13 protein-coding genes are annotated in these 19,889 nt (G+C 57.1%); 12 read left to right on the forward strand and 1 reads right to left on the reverse strand.

The features are described 5' to 3' along the window. Positions 1–18 precede the first annotated feature (18 nt). The 4 genes from iscR (at position 19) to sseB (ending at position 4,203) form a co-directional block, all read left to right on the forward strand. Entirely contained in the window at positions 19–516 is a 498-nt protein-coding gene (gene iscR, locus K6L24_RS05295) for a Fe-S cluster assembly transcriptional regulator IscR (protein WP_062744652.1), read from the forward strand. 141 nt (positions 517–657) lie between these two features. Beyond that, positions 658–1,857, forward strand: a complete 1,200-nt coding sequence (locus K6L24_RS05300) for an IscS subfamily cysteine desulfurase (RefSeq protein ID WP_118663443.1) — start codon at positions 658–660, stop codon at positions 1,855–1,857. A gap of 189 nt (positions 1,858–2,046) precedes the next feature. Continuing rightward, a complete protein-coding gene (gene pepB, locus K6L24_RS05305) occupies positions 2,047–3,336 on the forward strand; it encodes an aminopeptidase PepB (RefSeq protein ID WP_222682018.1) in 1,290 nt (429 codons plus the stop codon). Positions 3,337–3,423: 87 nt separating this feature from the next. Beyond that, a complete protein-coding gene (gene sseB / locus K6L24_RS05310) occupies positions 3,424–4,203 on the forward strand; it encodes an enhanced serine sensitivity protein SseB (protein ID WP_062744658.1) in 780 nt (259 codons plus the stop codon). A 42-nt stretch (positions 4,204–4,245) separates the two neighbouring features. On the opposite strand, the gene sseA is transcribed toward sseB, so the two are convergent. After that, the gene (sseA, locus tag K6L24_RS05315) at positions 4,246–5,100 is read right to left on the reverse strand and encodes a 3-mercaptopyruvate sulfurtransferase (RefSeq protein WP_222682019.1); all 855 of its coding nucleotides are present in this window, start codon (positions 5,098–5,100) and stop codon (positions 4,246–4,248) included. Between the two features lie 182 nt (positions 5,101–5,282). Here sseA and K6L24_RS05320 point away from each other — a divergent pair, with 182 nt between their 5' ends. From K6L24_RS05320 to hisS, 8 genes are all read left to right on the forward strand, one after another. After that, positions 5,283–11,237, forward strand: a complete 5,955-nt coding sequence (locus tag K6L24_RS05320) for an alpha-2-macroglobulin family protein (RefSeq protein ID WP_222682020.1) — start codon at positions 5,283–5,285, stop codon at positions 11,235–11,237. A 24-nt stretch (positions 11,238–11,261) separates the two neighbouring features. Further along, entirely contained in the window at positions 11,262–13,577 is a 2,316-nt protein-coding gene (pbpC, locus tag K6L24_RS05325) for a penicillin-binding protein 1C (protein ID WP_222682021.1), read from the forward strand. A gap of 220 nt (positions 13,578–13,797) precedes the next feature. Further along, the gene (gene ndk, locus K6L24_RS05330) at positions 13,798–14,229 is read left to right on the forward strand and encodes a nucleoside-diphosphate kinase (protein ID WP_062744669.1); all 432 of its coding nucleotides are present in this window, start codon (positions 13,798–13,800) and stop codon (positions 14,227–14,229) included. A 168-nt stretch (positions 14,230–14,397) separates the two neighbouring features. Further along, positions 14,398–15,567: a dual-specificity RNA methyltransferase RlmN gene (gene rlmN, locus K6L24_RS05335; RefSeq protein ID WP_062744671.1), complete on the forward strand. Its 1,170-nt coding sequence runs from the start codon at positions 14,398–14,400 to the stop codon at positions 15,565–15,567. Positions 15,568–15,654: 87 nt separating this feature from the next. After that, positions 15,655–16,386 (forward strand): type IV pilus biogenesis/stability protein PilW, encoded by a 732-nt coding sequence (pilW, locus tag K6L24_RS05340; protein WP_222682022.1) that lies wholly within the window; start codon positions 15,655–15,657, stop codon positions 16,384–16,386. Beyond that, positions 16,376–17,365 carry a cytoskeleton protein RodZ gene (gene rodZ / locus K6L24_RS05345; protein ID WP_187509750.1) on the forward strand — a complete coding sequence of 330 codons (990 nt, stop codon included), beginning with the start codon at positions 16,376–16,378 and terminating at the stop codon, positions 17,363–17,365. Before pilW ends, rodZ begins: the two co-directional genes overlap by 11 nt. A gap of 39 nt (positions 17,366–17,404) precedes the next feature. Beyond that, the gene (gene ispG / locus K6L24_RS05350; RefSeq protein WP_062744679.1) at positions 17,405–18,526 is read left to right on the forward strand and encodes a flavodoxin-dependent (E)-4-hydroxy-3-methylbut-2-enyl-diphosphate synthase; all 1,122 of its coding nucleotides are present in this window, start codon (positions 17,405–17,407) and stop codon (positions 18,524–18,526) included. Positions 18,527–18,608: 82 nt separating this feature from the next. Beyond that, complete coding sequence (gene hisS / locus K6L24_RS05355; protein WP_062744681.1) at positions 18,609–19,886, forward strand: histidine--tRNA ligase; 1,278 nt, start codon at positions 18,609–18,611, stop codon at positions 19,884–19,886. The last annotated feature ends 3 nt before the right edge of the window (positions 19,887–19,889 follow it).

Here is a 19,889-nt window from a genome sequence, read left to right on the forward strand (position 1 = left end):
ACCGAGGTTGTAAACGCCATGAGACTGACATCCAAAGGCCGTTATGCTGTTACCGCTATGCTTGATGTTGCGCTGCATTCCCATGAAGGCCCGGTGCCTTTAGCGGATATTTCAGAGCGTCAGGGCATTTCCCTTTCTTATCTTGAGCAGCTGTTCTCCCGTCTGCGTAAGAACGGTCTGGTGGCCAGCGTACGTGGTCCGGGTGGTGGTTATCTGCTGGGTAAAGGCGCTGATGCTATCGCGGTGGGTGCGGTGATTACTGCCGTTGATGAGTCCGTGGATGCAACAAAGTGCCAGGGCAAAGAAGGCTGTCAGGGCGGCGAGCGCTGCCTGACGCATGTGCTGTGGCGTGACCTGAGTGAGCGCATTAGCGACTTCCTCAACAATATTACGCTGGCTGAACTGGTCAACAATCAGGAGATCCTGGAAGTGGCTGACCGTCAGAACAGCAATGAAATCCGCCGTGCGCCTAATGGGCGTATGCAGGAAACAATTAACGTCAATCTGCGCGCCTGATCGCAGTCCGGGCAGGGCCCGTTCTTCGCCCCGGAAATGAATAAAAGGCCTGCACGGGCCTTTTATTCATTTCTGCTTCCAGCAAAGATTTCAGGGCGCAGAAGGGCGGCAATCGATCAACCTCCCGGAGCTTAACGAGCAATGAAATTACCGATTTATCTGGATTATTCTGCCACCACGCCCGCCGATCCTCGCGTGGCCGCTAAGATGATGCAGTATCTCACCCTGGACGGTACCTTTGGCAACCCGGCTTCCCGCTCTCACCGTTATGGCTGGCAGTCAGAAGAAGCGGTTGACGTGGCGCGAAACCAGATTGCTGAACTGGTCGGGGCTGATCCGCGTGAAATCGTGTTCACATCCGGTGCAACCGAAGCCAATAACCTCGCCATAAAAGGGGCTGCCAGCTTCCATAAGGAAAAGGGCCGTCACATTATTACCTGCACCACAGAACATAAAGCGGTCCTGGACACCTGCGCGCAGCTGGAGCACGAGGGCTACAGCGTCACGTATCTCAACCCGCGCCACGACGGCACGCTCGATCTGCAACAGCTGACTGACGCCTTTCGCGACGATACGGTGCTGGTGTCTGTTATGCACGTCAACAATGAGATCGGTGTGGTGCAGGACATCGCCACCATCGGCGATCTGTGCCGTGAGCGCGGCATCCTCTTCCACGTTGACGCCACGCAGAGCGTGGGGAAATTACCCATCGATCTGAGCGTCCTGAATGTCGACCTGATGTCTTTCTCCGCTCATAAGATTTACGGGCCGAAGGGCATTGGTGCGCTGTACGTCAGCCGTTCGCCACGTATCCGCCTCGACGCGCAGATCCACGGTGGTGGGCACGAACGCGGGATGCGATCCGGGACGCTGCCGGTTCATCAGATTGTCGGAATGGGTGAAGCGTATCGCATTGCGAAGGAAGAGATGACCCACGAGATGGCGCGGCTTGGCGCACTGCGCAGCCGCCTGTGGGCAGGACTGAGCAGCATTGAAGAGGTCTACCTTAATGGTTCTCTGGCGCAGGGGGCGGCAAATATTCTCAATGTCAGTTTTAACTACGTTGACGGCGAGTCGCTGATTATGGCGCTGAAGGATCTGGCGGTATCGACCGGATCGGCCTGTACGTCAGCCAGTATGGAACCGTCCTACGTTCTGCGCGCAATTGGGCTGAATGATGAGCTGGCTCACAGCTCAATTCGCTTCTCTCTCGGCCGGTTTACCACCGAAGAAGAGATCGACTACGCTATTCAACTGGTGCAAACGTCGATCAGTCGCCTGCGCGAGCTTACGCCGCAGTGGAAAGCTTTCAAAGCCAGCGGCGCTAAACAGGCCGGCTGATTTATCCGGCATTGATCCCCCCGGGCCGGATTTTCGGCCCGTCTGACACGCTCTGCATTCCGCTGTCGCATCCAGCAAAAACATCCCTGTCACATTTCTGTTAGTCTGGCTGTACAATTGAACTGCGGAAAAATCGCAGCGACCGGGCATTGCCGGTCTGAAAGATGAAAAATTAAAAGGAGCCATGCGATGACCACCCCTATGAATATTACCCTGTCAACGGCCGCGGCCGACCTGCGTTGGGGAGAAAAAGCCACCCTGAGCAGCAATGACAGTGGCATGACGATCCACCTGACCGGCAGCGAACCGCTGGTCACCATTCAGCGCGCGGCGCGCAAAATTGATAACCAGGGCATCCGCCACGTCAGCCTGAGCGGCGAGGGTTGGGATCTGGAAAACAGCTGGGCGTTCTGGCAGGGCTATCGCGGTCCAAAAGGTGAGCGTGAGGTGCAGTGGGCCACGCTGGCAGAGAGTGACCAGCAGGAACTGGCTAATCGCCTGAAAATCATCGACTGGGTACGTAACACTATCAACCTGCCGGCGGAAGAACTGGGCCCGGAACAACTCGCGACCCGTGCCATCGATCTGCTGTGCGACGTTGCCTGCGATGCGGTCAGCTACCGCATTATCAAGGGTGACGATCTGAAAGCTCAAAACTACATGGGACTGCATACGGTCGGGCGGGGGTCATCACGCAGCCCGGTGTTGCTGACACTCGATTATAACCTGGGCGGCAGCGATGACACGCCGGTTTACGCCTGTCTGGTGGGCAAAGGTATCACCTTTGATACCGGCGGTTACAGCCTGAAGCAGAGTGGCTTTATGGACTCCATGAAGTCAGATATGGGCGGCGCAGCGACCCTGACCGGCGCACTGGCACTGGCGGTCAGCCGTGGCCTGAAAAAGCGCGTGAAGCTGATCCTCTGCTGTGCTGATAATATGGTCAGCGGCAACGCTTTCAAGCTGGGCGATATTATTCGCTATCGCAACGGTAAATCAGTGGAAGTGATGAACACTGATGCCGAAGGTCGCCTGGTGCTGGCCGATGGTCTGATCGATGCCAGCGCGCTGAATCCGGAGCTGATTATCGATGCCGCTACGCTGACCGGGGCGGCCAAAACCGCGCTGGGCAACGACTATCATGCGCTGTTCAGCTTTGACGACGCGCTGGCACAGTCACTGATGCGCTGCGCTGAGGGCGAAAATGAACCTTTCTGGCGTTTGCCGCTGGCCGAGTTCCACCGCAGCCATCTGCCGTCAAACTTTGCTGATCTGAACAACATTGCCAGCCCGTCGCACTCTGCGGGTGCCAGTACAGCGGCGGCGTTTCTGTCACACTTCGTCAGCGACTACCAGCAGGGCTGGTTGCACATCGACTGCTCGGCAACCTATCGCAAAGGTGCGGTCGATCAGTGGGCTGCCGGCGCAACCGGTCTGGGCGTCCGTACTGTCGCTAACCTGCTGTTAAGCCGGGCGTAATATTTCAGGCCGATCGCCCCACGATCGGTCCTTCGTCGGGGCGGCCCTGCTTTCAGGTCCGCCCGCTGTACACTCTGGAACCTATTCATGAACGAACTAAACCCGCGGCTGGAAGAAGTACTGAAACTGGCGGCGACAGAACCGGCACATCGCCCGGAATTTTTTACGCTGCTGATGGACGCCAGCGTGGTGGTGCCGGGCGAGAGTGCTCACCCTGAACAGGCCGTTGATGCCAGTACACCCGTTGATTTACAGCACTGGGAAAAAGACGACGGCACCAGCATTATTCCGTTTTTCACGTCGACGGCAGCCCTCGCGCAGGCAGTCAGCGGTGAGCAGGCCTATCTGGTGATGCCGGTGCGTACGTTGTTTGAAATGACGCTGGGCGAAGCGCTGTTTCTCAATCCTAAATTACCGAATGGCAAAGAGTTTTCCCCGCGTGAAATTGCACATCTGTTAGGCGAGGGCAGCAGCGCGCTGAGCCAGCAGACGGTACTGGAGGGGGGAACTTCGCTGTTGTTATCGGAGCTCGCCGAACCGCCGGCGCAGATGATTGACTCGCTGACCCAGCTGCTGGCGAAATACAAGACCGTTCGCCGTGCCTACGTCGCGCAGATCAAAGAGCATGCAGACCAGCCTGCCAATTTACTGATTGGCATCGAAGGTGAGGGCGATCTTGAGGCGATTATCCAGGCGGCAGGCAGCGTGGCGACCGATACGCTGTTAGAGGATGAGCCGATTGATATCTGTCAGGTTGTGGAAGGCGAAAAGGGCATCAGTCACTTCTTTGTTGCCCATATCACACCCTTCTACGAACGGCGCTGGGGCAGCTTCCTGCGGGACTTTAAGGTGAAGAATATCGACTGAAAGGTGGGGGCGGACTGCAATATCCGCCCCCTGCGGTCTGCGTTATAAGGCGTCGTTGACGATCGGCAGGTCGTTCCGTGCCCCCCATTCACCCCAGGACCCGTCGTACAGCGCCACGTTTTTTAACCCCAGACTGGTCAGTGCGAGGATCACCACCACGGCAGTGACTCCGGAGCCGCAGCTGGCGATCACTGGCTGTGACAGATCCACGCCCTGCTGGCTGAAAATCGCCTGCAGTTCGGCCGCTGGTTTTAAGCGTCCTTCGGTGACCAGGGTATTCCACGGCACGTTCAGGCTGCCCGGGATACGCCCGCGATGCAGCCCCGGCCGTGGCTCGTCCACCTCACCGTGAAAGCGGTTGGCGGCACGGGCATCAACAATCTGTGCGCCGCCTTCATGGCTGGCCAGCAGCACGTCCGTTACGCGTTTAACTTCGCCTTCACCGTGATCGGCTTCGAATTCGCTTTCTGCCAGTTTCACCGGGTCACTCGCCAGCGGCAGCTGCGCCTGCTTCCACCCCGCCAGTCCCCCGGCCAGAATGGAAATCTGCTTCACGCCAAAATGCCTCAGCATCCACCAGGCACGCGGGGCAGAGAACAGATTACCCTCATCGTAAATCACCAGATGCTTATCATTGTCGATGCCCAGCTCACGCATCGCCACGGCGAAGGTCTCCGCCCGGGGCAGCATATGTGGATAAGCACTGGTGTGATCCGACAGGGCTTCAATATCAAAAAACGGCGCATCCGGCAGGTGTTCAGCCTGATATTCTTCCCGCACGTTGCGGGTTTTCTCCAGGCCTGGCGGCAGCATGCGTGCGTCCAGTACCTGCAGGTTGTCGTCATTCAGATGTTCTGCCAGCCAGTCGGCAGTCACAAAAAGCGAAGGAGTCGTCATCGCGGCCTCATTGTCAGTAACGTTTAGCTGAGTGTCAGTGATTTTGTCAGCTATCACAAGGCGAAATCACGCTATTCAGAGCTGGCTCTGGATTCCTGAAAAATCTTTGCCACCGCCGATAGATATTGCCCGGAGAAACTATTACTCTTTGACCAATTTTGTAACATGGAAGGTTCCTTCTGATGGATGTGATCACGTTTATCCTGCGCTTGCCTTTTACCCTGCTAAAAGCGCTGTGCTGGCTCCTGTCGCGGTTTTTTCGCATGCTGGGATGGCTGCTACGCCCGCTGCTGGGTGAGGTTAACTGGCGTGCCCCACGCTGGGTAACGCCCCTGAAGCGCAGCGTTGCCCGTCTGGAGCAGGGTGTTGAGCGACATCCGAAGAAGATTGCCCTTGGCGTACTGCTGCTGATCGCCGCAGGAGTGGCTGGTATCTATGGCTGGCACGCGTGGCAGAACCGTCCTAAGCCGATTGAAGTCGCACCGCTGACCATCCAGCAGAGCAGCGCACAGGCAGTCAACCCGGAGGCGGTTGACTACAGTGCGGCTAAACCCGCCGTACAGACGCTGACGCTCCGGTTTAACCAGTCCGTGGCCCCGGTCACCCAGGTCGGTAAAAAGATCACCGAGGGGATCCGTATTCGCCCATCGCTGGCCGGTGAGTGGCAGTGGCAGAACGCCTGGACGCTGGTCTTTACCCCGGCGCAACCGCTGCCGATGGGCGCGGGCTACGAGGTCACGCTGAAACCTGACACGCTGCTGGCCCCCCAGATCCGTATTGACCAGACCAGCTATACCTTTACTGTCCCCGCTTTTGACTATCAGATTGCCAGTAGCGAGTACTATCAGGATCCGCAGGACAACAGCCAGCATAGCGCGATTTTTAACCTCAGGTTTACTGCCCCTGCTGATGTGCAGAGCGTGGAAAAACAGCTCTCGCTGGGCCTGACGGCAGCCCGTGGCCAGCCTGAGCAGCCGCTGAAATACAGCGTGACCTGGGATGAGAAGAAGCTCAATGCCTGGGTGCGTTCTTCTGCTTTACAGCCGATGGATCACGGCGGTGCGGTGCATCTGCAGGTCAACAGCGGGGTCACACCTTCGCATCCCGGCAATCCGGTAACGCGTAAGACCAACGGCTGGGTAAACGTGCCGAATCTCTACAGCCTGAGCCTGAATGATATCAGCGCTGAAGTGGTGGATAAGCCAGGCAGCCAGGGCGAACGCGCGCTGATTGTCGGCTTTAGCGATGCCGTGCGCGACGCAGACGTCAGGAAAGGGGTCAGGGCCTGGCTGCTGCCAGAGAAAGATCCGCGACGCCCCGCCAGTCAACAGACAGATGAGGCCTATACCGTCTGGGATCAAGACAATGTCGATCAGAGTATCATTGACCGCTCTCCGGCTGTGCCGTTAAGCCTGAATGACGCAGAAGAAACCTGGCAGCCGCAGTTCAGCTTTAAATTTGATGCCCCGGCTAAACGCTACCTGCTGGTGTTGACCGATAACGCGATGACGTCCAGCGGCGGCTACAAAATGGCTGAAAAAGCCTGGCGCGTGGTTCAGGTGCCGGACTATCCGAAGCTGCTACAGTTTGCCGCCCAGGGGGCACTGCTGTCGGTCAACGGCGATAAACGCATCAGCGTGGCAGCGCGCAATGTGCCGGGGCTGCGTGTCGACATTAAGCGGGTTATCCCCAGTCAGTTACAGCACATCGTTTCGTTTAAAAGCCGGCAGTTCGCATCGGCCGATTTTAACCGCCTGAACGATGAGTACTTTACCGAGCGCTTCCGCTACCAGACGACGGTCAATAACGACAAACCGGGCGAGGTCAGCTATCAGGGCGTTGACCTGTCGCGCTATCTCTCTACCCGTCCGGACTCTCATCGCGGCGTGTTCCTGCTGACCCTGTCTGAATGGTCACCGCAGCAGAAAGAGCCTGAGCCAGGCGAAGAGGAGTATCAGGAAGAGGACGGACAGCAGGAAAGCACCGGCGACTCTCGCTTTGTGGTGGTGACCGATCTGGGCATCATTGCCAAGCGTTCGCAGGATAAAACCCGCGATCTGTTTGTTCAGTCGATCAGCAGCGGTCAGCCGGTCGCCGGGGCGCAGGTGTCGGTGGTGGCAAAAAATGGCGAAAAACTGCTGACCCGTCAGACCGGTGAGGACGGGCACGTCAGCTTCCCGTCGCTGGAGGTTTATACCAGCGAACGCGAAGCGGTGATGTTCCTTGTGGAAAAAGACGGGGATGTCTCCTTCCTGCCGACCGGACGGGATAACGACCGCGGCCTGGATTTCTCCCGCTTTGACGTCTACGGCGAAACCACTCCGGATGACACCCGCACCCTCGGCAGCTATCTTTTCTCGGACCGGGGTGTCTATCGTCCCGGCGATACGTTCCATATAGGTATGATCACCCGTGCCGCTGACTGGGCCGTGCCGGTGGGCGGCATTCCGGTGCGTGCTGAAATACGTGACCCGCGCGATAAGCTGATGCGTACTGTTCCGCTGACCCTCAGTGCCAGTGGCTTTAACGAGCTGAGTTTCACCACTGAAGAGAGCTCGCCGACGGGAGAGTGGAATATTTACCTTTATCTGCCGGGGAAAGACGATGACTCCACGCGTCTGCTCGGCAGTACGTCGGTCAACGTGAAAGAGTTCGAGCCTGACCAACTGAAGGTCCGACTGACCCTGACCCCGGCTCATCAACAGGGCTGGGTTAAACCGGATGCGCTGAAAGCCAGTATTGACGTGCAGAATCTGTTCGGTACCCCGGCGCAGGGGCGACGCGTGGCATCTAAAATGACCCTGCGTCCGGTATACCCGGCCTTTGATCGCTATGCAGACTACGCCTTCTATGAAGCGCGTTCGGCCAGCGAAGGTTATGAAACTGAACTGGAAGACAGCACCACCGACGAAAACGGGGCCGCTGCGATCAAGCTGGATCTGAGCGGATTTGGTGAGTCGACCTACCAGCTGCAGCTGCTGTCAGAAGCCTTTGTCGCCGGGGGCGGTCGTTCCGTCGCGGCCACGGCCCGCACGCTGGTCTCTCCCTATGAATACCTGATCGGTGTAAAAGCCGACGGCGATCTGGGGTACATCCATCAGAACGCCGTGCGCAATGTCAATCTGATCGCCATCGATCCGTCACTGGACACCCTGGCGATTAACGGCCTGTCGCTACATCTTCTGCAGCAAAAATACCTGTCGGTACTGACCCGGCAGGAGTCAGGGGTCTATAAGTATCAGTCGAAGCTGAAAGAGATCCCGCTGTCGGAAACGCCACTTGATATACCTGCCAGCGGTCATACCTTCGCTCTGGCCACCGACAAACCGGGTGACTACGTGCTGGTGGTGGAAAATGCCCAAGGTGAGGTGCTGAACCGTATCGCTTACAGCGTGGCCGGTAACGCCAACCTGACCCGCTCCCTCGACCGCAATGCGGAGCTGAAACTGAAGCTGAACAGCGACACGTATCAGCCGGGCAGTGAGATTGAAGTGGCGATCAACGCGCCTTATACCGGCAGCGGACTGATCACCATCGAAAAGGATCGGGTTTACAGCTGGCAGTGGTTCCACACCACCACCACCAACTCGGTACAAAAGATCCGTATTCCAGCCGGGCTGGAGGGCAATGCCTATATCAACGTGCAGTTTGTGCGTGATATTAATTCGGACGAAATCTTTATGAGCCCGCTGAGCTATGGGGTCATGCCGTTTAAAATCAGTAATGATGCGCGTAAGAACAGTCTGCAGCTGGCGGCCCCGGCGGTGATCAAACCGGGCGATGATCTGACGGTCGACGTCACCACCGACGGACCGCAGCAGGTAGCGGTATTTGCGGTGGATGAAGGGATCCTGCAGGTTGCACGCTATCGCCTGACCGATCCGCTGGACTACTTCTTCCGCAAGCGTGAACTGAATGTGGAAAGCTCACAGATCCTCGATCTGATCCTGCCGGAGTTCAGCAAGCTGATGTCGCTGACCTCTGCGCCGGGTGGTGACGGTGGCGAAGGGCTGGATCTGCATCTCAACCCGTTTAAACGCAAGCGCGACAAGCCGGTCGCTTTCTGGTCGGGCATCACTGACGTGAACGGGCAGGCACGGTTTAGCTGGCCAGTGCCAGACTACTTCAATGGCAGGATCCGCGTGATGGCCATTTCGGTTACGGCGGATAAAATCGGGAAAGCCGAAACCGGCACCACCGTACGTGATGACATGATTCTGACGCCAAACGTTCCGGCGATGGTGGCCCCCGGGGATGAATTTGACGTCAGCGTGGGCGTCAGCAATAACCGCGAAGGGCAGGGGAATGACAAACTGCCGGTGACGATCAGCGTCACGCCACCGCCTCAGCTTGAGGTGGTAGGGCAGGCCGCGCAGCCGCTGCAACTGGCGGCAAAACAGGAGGGCGTGGTCAGCTTCCGTCTGCGTGCCAAAGCTGAACTGGGCGATGCGCCACTGGTCTTCAGCGCGCAGTATGCAGATAAAACCAGCCGGCGCACGCTCAGTACCTCTGTACGTCCGGCAATGCCGTTCCGTATCCAGACGGTGATGGGACGGATGAACGGCAGTCAGCAGCAGGTGGATAACCTGCGCCTGATGTTTGATGCCTTTGCGCAGCGCCAGGCGTCGGTTTCGAATTCACCGCTGGTGCTGACCAGCGGCCTGGCAACGTACCTGGCGAACTACCCCTATTACTGTTCTGAACAGATTGTCAGCCAGTCCATCCCGCTGCTGTTGCAAAGCGAACATCCCGAGCTGCGCAACGGGCTGGATGCCGCTAACGTGCGCCAGCAGCTGAAGGGCATTCTCGACGTGCTGCGCTCCCGACAGAATGGTGAGGGCGCTGTGGGTCTGTGGATGGCGACCCCGCAGGCGGATCCGTTTATTACGCCGTATGTGGTGCAGTACCTGCTGGAGGCAAAAGCCGCCGGTTATCCGCTGCCTGCCGGTATGCTGGAGGAGGCCAACGTTGCGTTGCGTTCGCTGGCCGCCAGCGGTTATGACGATCTCTATCACCTGCGACTGCGTGCCTGGGCGGTTTATCTGCTGACGCGTCAGGGTGAGATCACCACCAGTGCGCTCGGCGCAGTGCAGGAAACGCTGAAAAAACGCTATCCCGACAGCTGGCAGACCGATCTCAGTGCGCTCTATCTGGCCTCGTCCTGGCGCTTACTGAAGGCCGATGATGAAGCGGAACGGCTGTTTGAGCCGGGCTGGCAGGCGCTGAATAAGGCGTATGACAAAAGCTGGTGGACACAGAACTACTACGATCCGCTGGTTCAGGATGCCACCCGGCTGTATCTGATTACCCGCCACTTCCCGGAAAAAGTGGCTGCGATCCCACCGCAGCTGCTGGAAAACATGGTCATGGCTCTGCGCGAAGAACGTTACACTACCTTCTCAGCGGCAATGAGCATTCTGGCGCTGGAAAGCTATTCTGAGCAGGTCGCGAAGCAAAACGATGCGGCAGCGCTGACCATCAACCAGTTGGGGCGCGATAACCGCACTCCGCAGTTGATCTCGGCACTACAGGGGCGCTTCGCCCAAGGGAACTTCAGTTCAGCGGCGGCAGCCGTTCAGTTCCGAAACGCCGGAAACGCACCGGCCTGGTATGTGGTTACACAGGCCGGTTACGACAGGGAAACCCCGCAGAAGGCGATCAGCCGGGGTCTTGAAATCAGCCGCGACTACACCGACGCCGCCGGTAAAACGGTCGACAAGGTCACGCTGGGGCAAACCCTCAATGTCCACCTGAAAATCCGCGCTAATTCGACAGCGGCACTGAGCAATCTGGCGATTGTGGATCTGCTGCCGGGTGGTTTCGAGGTGGTTCAGCAGACGCCGCCTCCGCCGGAAGCCGGCGAGGATGAAAGCACTGATGCCGCATCAGCAGGGTGGCAGTCACCGCTGGCGGTCAGTGGCTCCACCTGGGCGCCGGACTACAGCGACATTCGTGAAGATCGGGTGATTATTTACGGTAGTGCCAGTACGGAACTGCAGGAATTCGTTTACCAGATCAAAGCGACCAATACCGGCAGCTTTGTTATCCCTCCGGCGTACGGTGAGGCGATGTACAATCGTGACATTCAGGCCATGTCAGCCAGTAGCGGAAAAATCACGGTGGTGGCAGCTGAATAGTCCTGCAGCGAGGCGTTTGCTGCGATGAAACGGCTGCTGCAAAATCTGGCGGTGGCGCTGGGATTACTGGCGCTGCTGCTGGCAGGCATCCGGCTTTGGCCGCACCCGCCCCTGTCCTTCGGGGTGCCGCTGTCAACGGCGTGGTATGACCGGCACGGTACGCTGCTGCGTCTGTCGCTGGCCAGTGACGACCGCTATCGCCAGTGGACGCCGCTGGAGGCTATTTCGCCGCTGGCGGTGGACGGACTGCTGCTACATGAAGACCGCTGGTTTTATTATAATCCCGGCGTCAATCCGCTGAGTCTGGCGCGGGGCTTCTGGCGTAGCTATGTGCTGGGAGGCAGCCGGCAGGGAGGATCGACGATCACCATGCAGCTGGCCCGTATGCACTGGAAGCTCAATACGCGTTCACCCGGCGGCAAGATGGTTCAAGTGTTACGGGCAATCCAGCTCGAACTGAGCTATTCCAAGCACGATATTCTGGAGGCCTATCTCAACGCTGCACCCTACGGGCGTAACATTGAGAGCATCGGCGCGGCCAGCCTGATCTATTTTAACAAACCGCCGGCACAGTTGACGCTGGCAGAGGCGCTGACGCTGGCGGTGCTGCCTCAGTCACCCAGCCTGAGGATGGATCCCCGCAGCGGTGAGGCCAGCCCCCCGCTGATGCAGGCGCGTAACCGTCTTTTCCAGCGATGGCAGCACGCCTATCCCACCGACAGTAGCCAGCAGGCCCTGTTCAGATTGCCGCTGGCCCTGCGCCAGCCGCAGAATCTGCCCTATATCGCTCCCCACTTTGTTGAACAGCTGCAGAACGGTGATCGGCCGGCACGGGTTGACACCACGCTTGATGCTGGCCTGCAACAGCTGGTGGAAAAACAGGTCAACGCGTTTATCCGTCGTAATCAGAGTCGGGGCATCCACAATACGGCCGTACTGCTGGTGGACAGCCGCGATATGGGCGTGCGGGCGCTGGTTGGGTCAGCCGACTACTACAATCGGCAGATACAGGGCCAGGTCAACGGCACCAATGCCCGACGCTCACCGGGTTCGGCACTGAAACCGTTTATTTATGCGTTGGGCATGGAGCAGGGGATCTTACATCCGATGACGGTACTGAAAGACGTCCCTTACTCTTTTGGCAGCTATGCGCCGGAAAATTTTGACCGCCGCTTCCTTGGGCCGGTGACCGCCACCGATGCGCTGAATTTCAGCCGTAACATCCCGGCGGTGACCATCGCCTCCCGGCTGCGCCAGCCGGGGTTTTATCAGTTTCTTCAGCTGGCTGGCATCAGCGGACTGGCCAGTGAGAAACATTACGGTCTGTCGCTGGTGCTGGGCGGAGGAGAAGTGACGGCGCAGGAGCTGGCAAAACTCTATGCCATGCTGGCGAACCGGGGTGAACTGCGTGCGCTGCGGATGCGGGAAAACGCGCCTCAGCCACCGGGATTCCGGTTGCTGAGTGAGGAGTCCAGCTTTATGACGCTGGATATTTTACGCCAGCACCGTCGACCAGGGGATACGCTGGCGCAGCGTCCGTCATCGCTACCGGTGTACTGGAAAACGGGAACGTCATGGGGCTTTCGTGATGCCTGGAGCGTGGGCATATTTGGCCCGTATGTGCTGGTGGTGTGGCAGGGGAACTTTAACAGTCAGGGGAATAATGCGTTTGTGGGCGTGGAAGCTGCCGCGCCGCTGTTCTTCAATATTATTGATAGCGTGATTGCCAGCTATCCCGGACTGCGTGAGCCTGAACATCGCTTTCCACCGCATCTGAAGCGCGTGGAAATTTGCCTGCCCAGCGGCGATCTGCCGACGCAGTGGTGTCAGCAGCGCGGCCGCAGCTGGTTTATCCCCGGCAAATCACCGATAAAAGTGGATACGGTTTACCGGCCCCTGCGCCTTGACAATCAGAGCGGCCAGCCAGTCTGTGCCCCCTGGGATCCGCAAACCAGCCATATTGAGGTATTTGAGTTCTGGCCGTCTGATCTGGCTCAGGTCTTTATGCAGGCGGGGCTGCCTAAACGTTCCCCGCCGTCAGTAAGCTGCCAGCAGGGTACGGTCGAGGGCGATGCGCCGCGCATCACATCGCCGCTGAAACATACGACTTACCAGTTACGGCAGTCGCAAAAGGGGCGTGACACGATCAGCTTTAGTGCAGTGACCGATGCTGACAGCAGCACCGTTTACTGGTTTGTCGACGATGTATACCTTGGCTCAAGCGCCAGTAAAACGCCCCTCGACTGGCGGCCTTCCCGCCCCGGAAAATACCGCATCCGTGCGGTTGACGATCGTGGCCGGGCCGACAGCCGGGTGATTAATGTGGCGTTAATCCGCTAATTTCAGACGGATCCGCAGGCGCTTTTCTGGTCTTCGATCGTTCGCCTGCGTAAAATAGCCGCAGGCGGGGGAAAAAATGTCGCGATGGGGATCGGATTTTTCGATAAATTATTGAATCTCCGGTAGGCATCTCTCGCGATGCCCCCTATAATCTGCGGCCATTTTCCCGGCCGGGAACCGTTTTCGCGGCTAAACTCGAAAGATAATACAGGGGTCAACAATGACTATTGAGCGTACATTTTCCATCGTAAAACCAAACGCTGTGGCAAAGAATGTGATCGGTGCCATCTTCAACCGTTTTGAAAGCGCTGGCTTCAAAATCGTTGGCAGCAAAATGCTGCACCTGAGCAAAGAGCAGGCTGAGGGTTTTTACGCGGAACACCAGGGCAAGCCCTTCTTTGATGGTCTGGTTGAATTCATGACCTCTGGCCCGGTGGTGGTTTCCGTACTGGAAGGTGAAAATGCCGTGCAGCGTCATCGTGACCTGATGGGCGCGACGAACCCGGCGAACGCGCTGGCCGGCACCCTGCGTGCTGACTACGCGGACAGCTTTACCGAGAATGCGACCCACGGTTCTGATTCTGCCGAATCTGCTGCCCGTGAAATCGCTTATTTCTTCGGTGAAGGTGAAATCTGCCCGCGCACCCGTTAATCCGGCTGCCTGACGGAACGGGGTTTACAAAAAAAGTGAGTTTGCTCCTTTAACCCTTATCACGTCATGAGTACAATAATGCGCCCCTGAGCTGTGTTCGGGGGCGCTTCTATTTTATTCACTCCAAACCCAGTGCCATAACGTGTAACAACGAGGCCAGAGAAAATTATGTCAGAACTTATTGTGACGCCGTCGTCTGCATCTCCTGCAATCGCCACCCCTAAAAAAGAAAAAGTGAATCTGCTCGACCTTAACCGTCAGCAGATGCGTGAGTTTTTTGCCGGTATGGGGGAAAAGCCGTTCCGTGCCGATCAGGTCATGAAGTGGATCTATCACTACTGCTGTGATGACTTCGATGAGATGACCGACATCAACAAGGTTTTCCGTAACAAGCTGAAAGAGGTCGCTGAAATCCGTGCACCGGAAGTGGCTGAAGAGCAGCGCTCGACAGATGGCACTATTAAATGGGCTATCCAGGTCGGCGGCCAGCAGGTCGAAACCGTTTATATCCCCGAAAAAGACCGCGCCACGCTGTGTGTTTCTTCCCAGGTGGGCTGTGCGCTGGAGTGTAAGTTCTGCTCGACGGCGCAGCAGGGGTTTAACCGCAACCTGCGTGTATCCGAAATTATTGGTCAGGTGTGGCGTGCGGCGAAAATTATCGGTGCCACCAAAGTCACCGGCCAGCGTCCCATCACCAACGTGGTAATGATGGGCATGGGGGAGCCGTTGCTCAACCTGACTAACGTGGTGCCGGCGATGGAAATCATGCTCGATGACTTTGGTTTCGGCCTGTCAAAACGTCGCGTGACGCTGTCAACATCCGGCGTGGTGCCGGCGCTGGATAAGCTGGGTGATATGATCGATGTTGCACTGGCGATCTCGCTTCATGCACCGAATGACACAATTCGTGACGAAATAGTGCCGATCAATAAAAAGTACAATATTGAAACGTTCCTGGCCTCGGTTAGCCGTTATATCGGCAAGTCCAACGCTAATCAGGGGCGCGTCACCATCGAGTACGTCATGCTCGATCACGTCAATGACAGTACTGATAATGCCCATGAGCTGGCCGCCTTGTTGAAAAACACACCGTGTAAAATTAACCTGATCCCATGGAACCCCTTCCCGGGCGCACCTTATGGTCGCAGTTCGAACAGTCGCATCGACCGCTTCTCTAAAGTGTTGATGGATTATGGATTTACTACTATTGTGCGTAAAACCCGTGGTGATGATATCGATGCTGCCTGCGGCCAGTTAGCCGGGGACGTCATTGACCGTACCAAGCGCACGCTGAGAAAGAAAATGGCCGGTGAAGCGATATCTGTGAAGGCGCTCTGAAACCCAGCCTTTACTGTTGCTGAACCATGTTGACCCTGGTGAAATTGGCGTACGATAGTTCGCTCATGGAGACAGGGAGTCATCGTCATGCGCACAGGGAGGGTAGCCATTCTGCTGATGCTGCTGCTGGCGGGGTGCCGGACATCACCCCAGCAGGATGGGCTGGTTGAAACCCGGATTCAGTTAGGGTTGGCTTATCTGGCACGCGGCGATAACGAGGCCGCGCACAGGAATTTACAGCGCGCGCTCGATATTGCTCCCGGGGATTACCGTAGCCAACTGGCAATGGCACGCTACCGGCAGCAGACAGGTGACACCAGCAGGGCGCAGCAACATTATCGTCGCGCCCTTAAATTAGCAGCGCAAAACAGGTATGTGCTTAATAATTACGGTGCGTTTCTCTGCGGATTAGGGCAGTATGATGCGGCACAACGGCAGTTCAGCAGGGCCATGGATGATTCGACCCACGGGCTTCGTGCCGACAGTGTTGAAAATTCGGGCTACTGTTTTTTGAATGCCGGTCAACATGAAAAAGCCTATAACGCACTGACGGACGCGGTGCGGGCCGAGCCTGCTAAAGGAATGCCTATGCTGGCAGAAGCTGAAAAGCGATTTGGAGAGGGGAAACGCGCAGAATCGCGGCTCCTGTTGGATATCTACCAACAACACTTTCCGATTTCGGCAGAAAGCCTGTGGTTACAGATTCGCTTCGCCGCGCAGGCAAATCTACTCGATGACGTTCAACTTTATGGGGTACAGCTTGCGCGAATTTTTCCACACTCGATACAGTACCAGCATTTTTTAGCTAATGAATACTGAAGCCACTCAAGAAAAATCTAGCGTAAATTCAACAGGCGAGCGCCTGCGTGGTGCCCGTGAGCTTATGGGCCTGACTCAGCAGAATGTTGCTGAACGCCTCTGCCTGAAACTTTCCACTGTTCGTGATATTGAAGAGGACAAGTCGCCTGCCGATCTGGCGTCGACATTCTTGCGTGGCTACATCCGCTCCTACGCACGTCTGGTGCGTGTGCCGGAAGAAGAGCTGCTACCGATGATGGCGAAACAGGCCCCGGTCAGAGCCGCAAAAGTTGAACCGATGCAAAGCTATTCCCTCGGAAAACGCCGCAAAAAACGCGACGGCTGGTTGATGATCTTCACCTGGCTGGTGCTGTTTGTAGTGGTGGGCCTGACGGGAGCCTGGTGGTGGCAAAATCATAAAGCCGCTCAGGACGATCTGGTGACGATGGCCGATCAAAATGCTTCGTCTGATGGGGATAACAGTCAGTCTATCCCCCTGACTGACAGTAATGCCAGCAGCGGCGCCGATAACGGCGCGCAGACGGCCATTCCGTTAGACACCGCGCCAGCAGCGTCTGCGAACAGCAGCCGTGCCCCAGCCGCCGCGCCGACGACGGAAGCGCCCTCTACGGCAAACACGCAGGCTGATAATACTCAGCCTGCCGTGGTTTCACCAAGTCAGGCACCGGTTGATACCGGTGCCAATGGCCAACTGCCTACCAGCAGCGCTGGCGTCAGCCAGCCTGCCGTTGACCCGAATGCTGTGGTCATGAGCTTTTCCGCCGATTGCTGGCTGGAAGTCACCGATGCCGCAGGTAAGAAATTATTTAGCGGTATTCAGCGCAGCGGAGGCAAACTCAGTCTTGCTGGTACAGCACCTTATCGTTTGAAAATTGGTGCACCAGCCGCAGTACAGATTGAATATCAGGGCAAACCTGTCGATCTGAGTCGTTATATCCGTACTAACCAGGTTGCTCGCCTGACTCTGGGTGCGCAATAACGCATCTTCTCTGGTCTCGAGTAATTGTGGAGAAAGAATATGCATAACGAAGCACCCATTATCCGTCGCAAATCAAAACGCATTTACGTCGGCAAGGTGCCCGTGGGTGACGGTGCACCTATCGCCGTTCAGTCCATGACCAATACCCGTACCACCGACGTTGCAGCGACGGTCGCACAAATCAAAGCGCTGGAACGTGTCGGTGTCGACATTGTACGTGTCTCCGTGCCGACCATGGATGCCGCGGAAGCTTTTCGTCTGATTAAACAGCAGGTGAATGTCCCGCTGGTCGCTGACATTCATTTTGACTACCGCATCGCGCTGAAAGTGGCCGAATATGGGGTGGACTGCCTGCGCATCAACCCCGGCAATATTGGCAATGAAGAGCGCATTCGCTCGGTCGTTGACTGTGCCCGCCACTACAACATTCCTATCCGCATTGGTGTGAACGGCGGTTCGCTGGAAAAAGATCTGCAGGAAAAATATGGCGAGCCTAATCCGCAGGCGTTGCTGGAATCCGCCATGCGTCACGTGGATATTCTTGACCGGCTGAACTTTGATATGTTCAAAGTCAGCGTCAAGGCCTCCGATGTGTTTCTTGCCGTAGAATCCTACCGCCTGCTGGCGAAGCAGATCGACCAGCCGCTGCATCTGGGCATTACCGAAGCGGGTGGCGCCCGTGCGGGTGCGGTGAAATCCGCGATTGGCCTGGGCCTGTTACTGTCTGAAGGCATCGGCGATACGCTGCGCATCTCGCTGGCGGCAGATCCGGTTGAAGAAGTGAAAGTCGGCTTTGATATCCTCAAATCGCTGCGCATTCGCTCACGCGGGATTAACTTTATTGCCTGCCCGACCTGTTCACGTCAGGAATTTGACGTTATCGGTACGGTGAATGCCCTGGAAGAGCGGCTGGAAGATATCATCACCCCGATGGACATTTCCATCATTGGCTGTGTGGTTAACGGCCCCGGTGAAGCGACCGTTTCCACCATGGGGGTGACCGGCGGCAGCAAGAAAAGTGGTTTCTACGAGGACGGCGTGCGTCTGCGCGAGCGTCTGGATAACGACAATATGATTGACCAGTTGGAAGCGCGCATCCGTGCGAAGGCCACCATCCTGGACGCATCACGCCGGATTGATATCCAGCAGGTCGAAAAATAATTAATCGCGCCCGGTCATGCCTTAGGGGTGACCACGATGGTTGGTTACCCCGGGCCGGGCACTCATTGATGAGAACATTGTAGTGGCGAAAAATATACAGGCCATCCGTGGCATGAACGACTATTTACCCGCTGACACGGTCGTGTGGCAGCGGATTGAGCAGATCCTGAAACAGGTATTAGGCAGCTACGGCTTCAGCGAAATTCGCCTGCCGATTGTAGAGCAGACCCCGTTATTCAAACGCGCTATCGGTGAAGTCACCGACGTGGTTGAAAAAGAGATGTATACCTTCGACGATCGCAATGGCGAAAGCCTGACACTGCGTCCGGAAGGCACCGCAGGCTGTGTGCGCGCGGGCATTGAACACGGTCTGCTGTACAATCAGGAACAACGCCTGTGGTATATCGGTCCCATGTTCCGCTATGAGCGTCCACAAAAAGGCCGCTACCGTCAGTTCCATCAGATTGGTGCTGAAGTCTTTGGTCTGCAGGGGCCGGATATCGATGCCGAACTGATCATGATGACGGCCCGCTGGTGGAAAGCACTGGGGATCGCCGAGCATGTGAAACTGGAGCTGAACTCTATCGGTTCCCTGGACGCGCGCGCAAACTACCGCGATGCACTCGTGGCCTTCCTGGAGCAGCATATCGACGTGCTGGATGAAGACTGTAAACGCCGCATGTATACTAACCCGCTGCGCGTGCTGGACAGCAAAAACCCGGACGTTCAGGTGCTGCTTAATGACGCGCCAACGCTGGGTGACTACCTGGATGACGCGTCCCGTGAGCATTTCACCGGGCTGTGCAGCCTGCTGGATGATGCCGGCATCGCTTACACCATCAATCAGCGTCTGGTGCGGGGTCTCGACTACTATAACCGCACCGTATTTGAGTGGGTCACCAGCAGCCTGGGTTCCCAGGGCACCGTCTGTGCCGGGGGCCGCTATGATGGTCTGGTCGAACAACTGGGTGGCCGTGCAACGCCGGCTGTCGGTTTCGCGATGGGCCTGGAGCGCCTGGTCCTGCTGGTGCAGGCCGTTAATCCGGAATTTGAACCGACGCGCATTGTTGATGTCTATGTTATCGCTTCGGGTGAGGGCGTACAGAGTGCCGCGATGAAGCTGGCAGAACAGCTGCGCGATGCGCTGCCTGAACTGAAACTCATGACGAACTTTGGTGGCGGCAACTTTAAGAAGCAGTTTGCGCGTGCAGACAAGTGGGGCGCCCGCATTGCACTGGTACTCGGCGAAGATGAAGTGGCTAATGGCCAGCTGGTGATCAAAGATTTGCGTAACGGTGAGCAGCACACGCTGGCACAAAGTGATGCGGCAACCACGCTGGCGTCACTGATACAGCGTTAAGCC

Origin of the sequence: Erwinia persicina, from assembly GCF_019844095.1 — a bacterium.
GTDB lineage: Bacteria > Pseudomonadota > Gammaproteobacteria > Enterobacterales > Enterobacteriaceae > Erwinia > Erwinia persicina.